This is a genomic window from Phaeovulum sp., assembly GCF_041596715.1.
Classification (GTDB): Bacteria; Pseudomonadota; Alphaproteobacteria; order Rhodobacterales; family Rhodobacteraceae; genus UBA6213.
The window spans coordinates 1-7,699 of the sequence record NZ_JBFHIA010000155.1; the positions used below are offsets into that span (position 1 = coordinate 1).

13 protein-coding genes are annotated in these 7,699 nt (G+C 60.3%); 1 reads left to right on the forward strand and 12 read right to left on the reverse strand.

Annotated features, from left to right (window positions below; translation table 11 throughout):
* Window positions 1–433: VOC family protein (locus ABY403_RS11050; protein WP_372840864.1), on the forward strand; the 433-nt coding region annotated here is incomplete at its 5' end.
* 46 nt (window positions 434–479) lie between these two features.
* On the opposite strand, the gene ABY403_RS11055 is transcribed toward ABY403_RS11050, so the two are convergent.
* From ABY403_RS11055 to ABY403_RS11110, 12 genes are all read right to left on the reverse strand, one after another.
* Window positions 480–887: an OsmC family protein gene (locus ABY403_RS11055; RefSeq protein WP_372840865.1), complete on the reverse strand. Its 408-nt coding sequence runs from the start codon at window positions 885–887 to the stop codon at window positions 480–482.
* A gap of 11 nt (window positions 888–898) precedes the next feature.
* Window positions 899–1,642, reverse strand: a complete 744-nt coding sequence (locus ABY403_RS11060; protein ID WP_372840866.1) for a sulfite exporter TauE/SafE family protein — start codon at window positions 1,640–1,642, stop codon at window positions 899–901.
* Window positions 1,639–2,022, reverse strand: a complete 384-nt coding sequence (locus tag ABY403_RS11065; protein WP_372840867.1) for a rhodanese-like domain-containing protein — start codon at window positions 2,020–2,022, stop codon at window positions 1,639–1,641. Before ABY403_RS11065 ends, ABY403_RS11060 begins: the two co-directional genes overlap by 4 nt.
* Window positions 2,023–2,033: 11 nt before the next feature.
* Window positions 2,034–2,414, reverse strand: a complete 381-nt coding sequence (locus tag ABY403_RS11070; protein ID WP_372840868.1) for a rhodanese-like domain-containing protein — start codon at window positions 2,412–2,414, stop codon at window positions 2,034–2,036.
* A 29-nt stretch (window positions 2,415–2,443) separates the two neighbouring features.
* The gene (locus tag ABY403_RS11075; RefSeq protein ID WP_372840869.1) at window positions 2,444–3,133 is read right to left on the reverse strand and encodes a cytochrome c biogenesis CcdA family protein; all 690 of its coding nucleotides are present in this window, start codon (window positions 3,131–3,133) and stop codon (window positions 2,444–2,446) included.
* Window positions 3,123–3,470 carry a thioredoxin family protein gene (locus ABY403_RS11080; protein WP_372840870.1) on the reverse strand — a complete coding sequence of 116 codons (348 nt, stop codon included), beginning with the start codon at window positions 3,468–3,470 and terminating at the stop codon, window positions 3,123–3,125. Before ABY403_RS11080 ends, ABY403_RS11075 begins: the two co-directional genes overlap by 11 nt.
* Window positions 3,471–3,535: 65 nt before the next feature.
* Entirely contained in the window at window positions 3,536–3,961 is a 426-nt protein-coding gene (locus tag ABY403_RS11085; protein ID WP_372840871.1) for a rhodanese-like domain-containing protein, read from the reverse strand.
* Window positions 3,958–4,188, reverse strand: coding sequence for a thioredoxin family protein (locus ABY403_RS11090; RefSeq protein ID WP_372840872.1), 231 nt, complete (start codon window positions 4,186–4,188; stop codon window positions 3,958–3,960). The genes ABY403_RS11085 and ABY403_RS11090 overlap by 4 nt, the downstream gene beginning before the upstream one ends.
* A gap of 11 nt (window positions 4,189–4,199) precedes the next feature.
* The gene (locus ABY403_RS11095; RefSeq protein ID WP_372840873.1) at window positions 4,200–5,261 is read right to left on the reverse strand and encodes a permease; all 1,062 of its coding nucleotides are present in this window, start codon (window positions 5,259–5,261) and stop codon (window positions 4,200–4,202) included.
* Entirely contained in the window at window positions 5,258–5,548 is a 291-nt protein-coding gene (locus ABY403_RS11100; RefSeq protein ID WP_372840874.1) for an ArsR/SmtB family transcription factor, read from the reverse strand. Before ABY403_RS11100 ends, ABY403_RS11095 begins: the two co-directional genes overlap by 4 nt.
* Window positions 5,549–5,927: 379 nt before the next feature.
* Window positions 5,928–7,001, reverse strand: coding sequence for an ACR3 family arsenite efflux transporter (arsB, locus tag ABY403_RS11105; RefSeq protein WP_372840875.1), 1,074 nt, complete (start codon window positions 6,999–7,001; stop codon window positions 5,928–5,930).
* A 55-nt stretch (window positions 7,002–7,056) separates the two neighbouring features.
* Window positions 7,057–7,434 carry an ArsR/SmtB family transcription factor gene (locus tag ABY403_RS11110; RefSeq protein ID WP_372840876.1) on the reverse strand — a complete coding sequence of 126 codons (378 nt, stop codon included), beginning with the start codon at window positions 7,432–7,434 and terminating at the stop codon, window positions 7,057–7,059.
* Window positions 7,435–7,699 lie beyond the last annotated feature (265 nt).

The window sequence follows — 7,699 nt, forward strand, 5'->3', positions numbered from 1 at the left end:
AAAGTTCTATTCGGAAGTCTTGGGCTTCTACATCGTCATGCAGCCGTCCGAGGCTGTTGAGGACGAAAGCTCCATCGGCGTCATGTGCACCGACGTGTTCGGCCCCGGCTGGGGCTCGCTCAGAATCGCGCATCTGGCGACGGCCGACGGTATTGGCATCGAGATCTTTGAGTTCCCCGGCAACTACGCGCCCGAAGAAAAGCTTGAACACAAGCGGCACGGCACCTTCCACTTCGCAGTGCAGGACCCGGACGTTGAAGGTTTGGCGCAGCGCATCGTGGCGGCCGGTGGCCGTCAGCGCATGCCTGTGCGCGAATACTTCCCGGGCAAGAAACCCTACCGGATGGTTTATGTCGAAGATCCGTTCGGCATCGTCTTCGAGCTTTACAGCCACAGCTACGAGCTCACCTATTCCGCAGGCGCTTACGAATAACGGCTAGCGCCGGCCCCCTAACCCCTCGGGGGTCGGCGCTACACGATCAGGTGCCCTTTCGGGCGATCGTGCCGACCAGTTCGCTGGCCTCGGCCAAAGTATTGTAGATCGTACCGAATTTCTGCAAGTTGCGGTGCAAGAGCGCAAGCCGCTGGTCGCTTTCATCCGTATCCACAATGATCTCGTATTCGATGCGGATCATCTTCGGCGGGGCGTCCTGCCGGATGCCGTGCAGGCTGACCTCGATACCACGCAGATCGAACGAGAGCATCGGGATGACCCGCTCGGTTCCCTTCAGAATACAGGCGGCAAGGCTGGCAAGCAGCAGTTCAGCCGGGTTGAAGGCATCCACGCGCCCGGCGATGTCCGTGTCCAGAACAAGGCGCGCCTCTTTCGTGGACGCTTCCGACCCGTGGCTGTCGATACGGCGTGCGGTGACGTTATATTCCAGCATGATCGCTCCTTTCAGGCCCAGAAGCCCCAGATCATCTTACCCGCCAGCGCCAGCAGCAAGAGGGCGATGAGCTTCTTGACCTGCGCTTCGTTCAGGCCGCGGTGCAGAATCGTAGCCCCCAGATACCCGCCCAAGATGGCCGCCACCGCAACAACGGCCAATAGCGGCCAGTTCATCTGCGTGAACGACAGATAGGTCAGAAACGCCCCCGCCGTGGAAAAGGGAATGACAAAGCCGATGGCGCGCGCGGCCTTCTTGGCATCGTGTCCCAAGAGGATCAGCGCAGGCATCAGCAAGCTGCCACCGCCAACGCCCAGCATCCCCGAGATGACCCCCACGCCAGCCCCAATGGCCAGCAGCGGCCAGACGCTGTCGCTGTGCACGAGTGTCGGGCGGCGCGGGATCAGTAGCAGAATGCTGGCGGTGATCAGAAAGGCGGTCAGGATCGCCTCTAGCACCCCATGGGCGACGAACTGGCTCGACCAAGCCCCAATCGGGGTGGCAACCAGAATCGACCCCACCAGAGGCAGCGCAAAGCGCACATCCAGCGTACCGCGGCGAAAGTGCGTGACCGAGGCGGCCGCGGTGGCGGCAGTGTTGACGAACAAGCCCAGAGCGCGGGCCAGATCGAAGGCGATGCCGGCCATCGACAGACTGGGCACCAGCGCAATCGCCGACCCGACGCCCCCTATTGCGAAAAGCGTCGAGAGGACCAGCGTCAGGCCGAAATAGAGGCTGTAGTCGCCGAGCGTCATGCGCCCGCTTCCAACGAAAGGGCTTCAGATGTCTTACCCTTGAGCGCGTCGGCAAGCCCCAGAAGACCGCCCATCAGATAAACCGCATCATAGCCTTTCGCCGCCAGATAGAAGCGCACGATGCTTGAGCGATCACTGTTGGGGCAGGCCACGACCAGCAGCTTGTCGCGCGGCAGTTCGTCCAGACGCTCCGCGATCTGATCTGCCGGAATGGCCAGACCGAAACCCATTTTCCAGGCGCGGGTTTCTGCGGGCACGCGGATATCGAGCAATTCACAACCGCCTGCCTGCCATTTTTCGATAAATGCCGCGGCGCTGATGCGCACTTCATTCATGTGTGCGGGAACGGCCTGAGCGGCCAGACTGTCAAGGTTCGTCATTTCGGGAGTCCTTAGAGTTTTGCCATGTAGTCGCGGGCCTTGTCGCCGCGCAGATAGTCAACGAGCTTGAGCATCCCGGAAGTGAAGTACCGCGAGCGGTAGCCTTTCAGCGTCAGGTATAGCCGTGCAATCTCGGCCCGGTCATAGTGCGGACACATCGGCACGATGACCTTCGAGGCATCCAGTTCCGCCAGCCGGTCGGGCAATTCGTTCAGTGGAATATGCTGGCCGACGGCCACCGACCAAGCGGCATGTTCCTCGCGAAAGCGGATGTCGATCAGCTGGATCTCGCCCTTTGCGTATAGCTCCAGCGTCTCTTCCAGTCCGATTTTCATAGCGAGCCGTTCATCATAATCGAAGGCGCGCAAATAGGTGTCAAAGTCTTGGCTCATAAGAGCCTCCATATATCAGGGGTTTTCTGTTAGATTTGTGGCAAGATGCCGGATTGAAGGATCAGCCAGATCCCCGCCGCCACCATGATTGCCGAAAATACCCTTTGGCCCGGCATGAAGCGGTCTGCCGCGCCGAGGCGTTTCATCAGCCCGCCAAGATGCTGCGGCGCAATCCCTGCGAAAAGCAAAAGCGGGCTGCGACCCACCCCGTAGGCCAAAAGCATCATGGCACCAGCCAGTGTCGTTCCTTCAAACGCGCTGCCCGATCCCGCCAAGGTCAGCGCGGCCGCAAGCACGGGGGTGGCACAAGGCGTCATGACGGTGCCGGTCAAAGCGCCCAATGCCAATGCGCCAAATGTTCCTGAACCGCGCAGGCGTGCGTGTGCCCAGCCATGCATGGCGCTTGCACCCATTCCGCCCGAGCGAAAGAAGAACCACACCCCCACGACTGCGATCACCGCGCCACAAAAGACGGTCCAGAGCGGCCCGAGAGTGCCGAAAAAGACGCCAAGCTGCGCCGCGGCAAGACCGAGCGCAACAAGCGCCACGACCATGCCCGAAAGAAACGCGAGCGTCAGGCGAATGGCGGCGTGCCCGTCGGTTGCGCCGCCGCCGACAAATCCGACCGTCAGCGGGACCGCGGCAACAACACAGGGCGAGACTGAAGAGAAAAGGCCAGCAACCAGCGCCGCGCCCAACATGCTGAAATCAACTAGCATCAACGCTCTCCAACCCAAGCCACACCGCGATATCGGCAATCGGAATCGCGCCCATATGGCGGCCAAGCTCTTTTCCATCGGCGGCAAAAAACACCTGCGTGGGGATGGCGATCAGGCGATAGGCTTTTTGAACCTGCCGCCCCTCGGTCGAACCATACTCGACATCGATGATCGTCAGTTGATCGCCATAAGTCGCCTCTAAGTCTGAAAGCACGGATTTCATTTCGCGGCAGGCGGCGCAATTATCTGCGCCGAACTCGACGATCATGGGCTTGCCAAGGCTACGCGCCTCGGCAATCCGGTCGGGTAGAATCTGGTCGGGTTCGCGCGTGGCCAATACCCAAAACCCTGCCGCGGCGACTATCGCTGTTGCTACCAGCGCTGTTGAAACCGCGGCACGCATCAGCAGCAGCCACCATCCTTTTTGGCGGCGCTACCGCCACAACACGACGAGGCAGCTTCGGATGCAGCTATGCCCTCTGCGCTGCCGCTGATGGGAAAGCCCTTCGCAACCCAGCGGGCGATGCCCGGGTTCATATTCGCCACCCGATCATAGCCTTGATACATCAGAAAGTAGGTTGCCTTCAGGCTACGCTCGCCCACCGCGCAGGCAAGGATCACATCGCGATCACGCGGCACTTCCGCCCAACGCGCTTCAAACTCGGAAAGAGGAATGTTTACCACGTCGCAACCAGCGAAGCCCACCTGCGCCACCTCGTCTGCTTCGCGTACATCAACAAGTAACGCGCCCTCGCCCAGCAGTCGGTGACTTGTGGTCGGGCAGACCTCGCGCGCTTCGACGAGGTCTTTCTTTACGGTTTCGTTCATTTCAGCCAGCCTTCCACCTGCGCATGTGTCGGCACGGATCCGACGTGCACCACCTTGCCGCCAATCACCACGCCGGGGGTGGACATGATGCCGTAGCCGACAATCTCGCGCATCTCCTCGACCTTAGTGACCGTCACATCGGCACCTTTCTCAGAGGCAACGCGGGTGACCAGATCGGCAGTTGCCTTGCATTTGGCGCAGCCGGGTCCCAAAACCTTGATTTCCATTTGTTTTCCTTTCAGAACAGAACGTTGAAGAGAAGTCCGACAGCCAAGATACCGCTGCCGACGACGCCGACAAATACCCCGATCAGCCTGAGTGTCAGGACCTGCCGCAGAATGATCATCTCGGGAAGCGACAGGGCGATGACCGCCATCATGAAGGCCAGCACGGTTCCAAGCGCGGCACCCTTGCCCAGCAGCGCTTCGACAATCGGGATCACGCCTGCGGCGTTGGTGTACATCGGAATGCCCATGAGCACGGCCGCGGGCACCGACCACCATGCATCCGCCCCCATGATCCGCACCATAAGATCTTCGGGGACATAGCCGTGGATCAGCGCGCCCATACCGATGCCAAGAATGATCCAGACCCAAACACGACCGAAGATTTCGCGCACTGCCTCAAGCCCCAGCTTGTAGCGATCGACCAGTGTCAGTCGCTCACCTTCGACCGCAGCCGGGGTCGAAGCGCCCGAATGGATGTCGCGCACCCAGCCTTGCAGCCAGCCCTCCAGATGCAGCCGCCCGATCACCCAGCCTGCGATGATGGCGATGACCAGTCCAAAGACAAAATAGGTCACTGCGACCTGCCAACCGACAAGGCCGAACAGAAGCACCAGCGCCACCTCGTTCACCATCGGCGCGGCGATCAGGAAGGAAAAGGTCACGCCAAGCGGCACCCCGGCCGAGACGAGACCGATGAACAGCGGCACCGCCGAGCAGGAGCAGAAGGGCGTCAGAACGCCGAGCCCCGCCGCCATCACGTTGCCAACACCTTCGCGCTTGCCCGCAAGCAGGGCGCGGGTGCGTTCGGGCGAAAAGAAGCTGCGCACAACGCCCATCGCAAAAACGATCAGCGTAAGCAGCATCATCACCTTGGGCACGTCGTAGAAAAAGAACGCCAGCGCCTCGCCGGTGTGGCTGTGCCGATCCACCGGCAGGTACGATACAATCCACTCTGACACCGCGATCAACTGACCATAGACCAGCCACCAAGCCACAGCAAAAGCCGCGACCCCCGCGGACCAAAGCCAATTTGGCACCTCACCCCGTGGGGTCTCGCTTGTTTGCACGCTCATGCCGCGCTCCTTTGTTCTTTGGGCGCGGCGGCCATCACGGCCGCTACAACATCCCGGATTTCAGCCGGAAGATCGGGGTTGACCCGATAGCGCACCCATTGCGCATCGCGCCTGTCCACGATCAGCCCGGCCTGTTTGAGGGTCTGCATATGCCGCGACATTCGGCTCTGGCTTGCATCAAGCAGCGCCATCAACTCGCAGACACAATGTTCGCCGCCGTCCCAGATGATCGACATGGCGGAAAGCCGTGTCGGTTCGGCAAGTGCAGTGAGAATGGGGAGAATCATGTGGTCACCATATGTTTCTATGCGCATTTACGTATATGCGCCCAGAGGAATATACAAGTAACGGAGTCGTGCGTGCCTTCCCGACCACAACGGCCTTCGCTTTCACTCGGGAAGCACAGTGCAAGGCATAGGGCACGAACGCACGCATCGCGCCGCATGCGAAATGCTTCGGCCTTCCGAAGCAGCAACTAACCAATAGAATTCATTCACAGAAATATCGAAGCTGACCTCGGCCACTACCGCCTAATAAGTGGGCTAGGTTTGCCAGCGTCTTGGCCCGCGCATTCTATCTCACCCGAGCAAGGCAGAATGCGCGGGCCCTGCCCTTCTGCCGTCTGGCCGCAGGCCGTCTTGGCAGAGTGACAGGGCGCAAGGCGTCTCAGGCCCCTTTTCTGGCGGTTTTCGCGGCAATGGCAACGCGCTGAACCTTGTCACCACGTTCGTACCAGCCCTTCGAAGCATTCACGATCTTCACCACGCTCAGCATCACCGGCACCTCGACAAGAACGCCAACCACGGTCGCCAGCGCCGCCCCAGAGGAAAAGCCGAACAAGCTGATCGCGGCAGCCACCGCCAACTCGAAAAAGTTTGACGCCCCTATCAGCGCCGATGGTGCGGCCACGCAATGCGCCTCTCCGGTGGCGCGATTGAGCAGATAGGCGAGACCGGAATTGAAATAGACCTGAATCAGGATTGGCACCGCAATAAGAGCGATGATCATCGGTTGGGCTATGATCTGTTCGCCCTGAAAACCGAACAAGAGCACGAGCGTGGCCAGCAACGCGATCAGCGAGGCTGGCCCGATCTTGTCGAGCAGATGCTTCAGCGCGGCGTCACCGCCCTTGGCCAGCATGCGGCGGCGAAGGATCTGCGCGAAGATCACCGGCAATACGATGTACAGCACCACCGAAAGCAACAGCGTATCCCACGGCACGGTAATGGCGGAAATACCAAGCAGCAGCCCAACGATCGGCGCATAAGCCGCAACCATGATGACGTCATTGAGCGCAACCTGGCTGAGCGTGAAATGCGGCTCGCCATTCGAGAGGTTTGACCAGACAAACACCATCGCCGTGCAGGGCGCGGCTGCCAACAAGATCAACCCGGCGATGTAGCTCGGGATTTGTTCGGCAGGCAGGTAAGGGCGAAACAGCCATCCGAGGAAGACCCAGCCCAGCAGCGCCATCGAGAATGGCTTGACCGCCCAGTTGATGAACAGCGTCACACCCACGCCGCGCCAGTGTTCGCGCACACGGCCAAGGGCCGCGAAGTCGATCTTGAGCAGCATAGGAATGATCATCAGCCAAATGAGCACCGCCACAGGCAGGTTTACCGATGCAACCTCCAAGCCGCCTATGGTGTGGAAAACCGATGGGAATAACTGGCCCAAGCCAATGCCAACAGCGATGCAAAGCGCAACCCAAAGCGAAAGATAACGTTCAAAGAGAGACATGTTCAGAGATCCTTCCGTAAGAATGGGGATTCAGCGCCGCTGATGGTGGTCGGGATCATTGGTCGGCCCCCTTTGGGTCGCGGCTGCCGGGGGTGTAACAGCAGGGCGCATCTTGCGGCCCGCCGCGCGCCTCGATCTGGCCGATCAGGTCCTTCAAAGCTGCTAGCACCGACGGGTCGAGCGAATAGCAGATGCGCGGGTGCTCGATCGCCCCGACGACCAGCCCCGCGCTTTTGAGAATACGCAGATGTTCGGAAACCGTGGATTGTGCGAGCCCAACCTCGTCCACAATGTCACCGCCGATGCAGCCTTGGCGCGACAGAAGGAAGTTGATGATCTTGATCCGAACCGGATGCGACAGAGCCTTGGCGACCGAGGCGATGGCATTTGCATCATCACTCTGCGGCGCTGGAATAGCATTTTGACCCAACATCTGCCCGCCCTTCGCTCATGTATCGTTAATCGACGATATATGGAACCTATAGGCTTTGACAGCTAAGGCGCAACGTCAAACCGCAAAGATGACGCAGCGTGCACCCGTCGGCCCGCGTGGCGCAGGTGCTGGGCGAAGCAACGGGCAAGGTAGCTTTGTCTTTGCGAAGGCCAATCGCACCCCTCTGACAGCGCGTCTTTGTATGAAAGGAAAGGCAGCCTCGCTGAAGTTGCGGAACCAGTCGTCAGCCCCCTGCCCGCAGCCT

Bases quoted from the DNA above. Each gene is read 5' to 3' on its own strand.
- ABY403_RS11095 (WP_372840873.1), bottom strand. From the start codon at position 5,261: ATGAGCGTGCAAACAAGCGAGACCCCACGGGGTGAGGTGCCAAATTGG.
- ABY403_RS11075 (WP_372840869.1), bottom strand. From the start codon at position 3,133: ATGCTAGTTGATTTCAGCATGTTGGGCGCGGCGCTGGTTGCTGGCCTT.
- ABY403_RS11055 (WP_372840865.1), bottom strand. From the start codon at position 887: ATGCTGGAATATAACGTCACCGCACGCCGTATCGACAGCCACGGGTCG.
- arsB (WP_372840875.1), bottom strand. From the start codon at position 7,001: ATGTCTCTCTTTGAACGTTATCTTTCGCTTTGGGTTGCGCTTTGCATC.
- ABY403_RS11065 (WP_372840867.1), bottom strand. From the start codon at position 2,022: ATGACGAACCTTGACAGTCTGGCCGCTCAGGCCGTTCCCGCACACATG.
- ABY403_RS11100 (WP_372840874.1), bottom strand. From the start codon at position 5,548: ATGATTCTCCCCATTCTCACTGCACTTGCCGAACCGACACGGCTTTCC.
- ABY403_RS11085 (WP_372840871.1), bottom strand. From the start codon at position 3,961: ATGAACGAAACCGTAAAGAAAGACCTCGTCGAAGCGCGCGAGGTCTGC.
- ABY403_RS11060 (WP_372840866.1), bottom strand. From the start codon at position 1,642: ATGACGCTCGGCGACTACAGCCTCTATTTCGGCCTGACGCTGGTCCTC.
- ABY403_RS11090 (WP_372840872.1), bottom strand. From the start codon at position 4,188: ATGGAAATCAAGGTTTTGGGACCCGGCTGCGCCAAATGCAAGGCAACT.
- ABY403_RS11110 (WP_372840876.1), bottom strand. From the start codon at position 7,434: ATGTTGGGTCAAAATGCTATTCCAGCGCCGCAGAGTGATGATGCAAAT.
- ABY403_RS11070 (WP_372840868.1), bottom strand. From the start codon at position 2,414: ATGAGCCAAGACTTTGACACCTATTTGCGCGCCTTCGATTATGATGAA.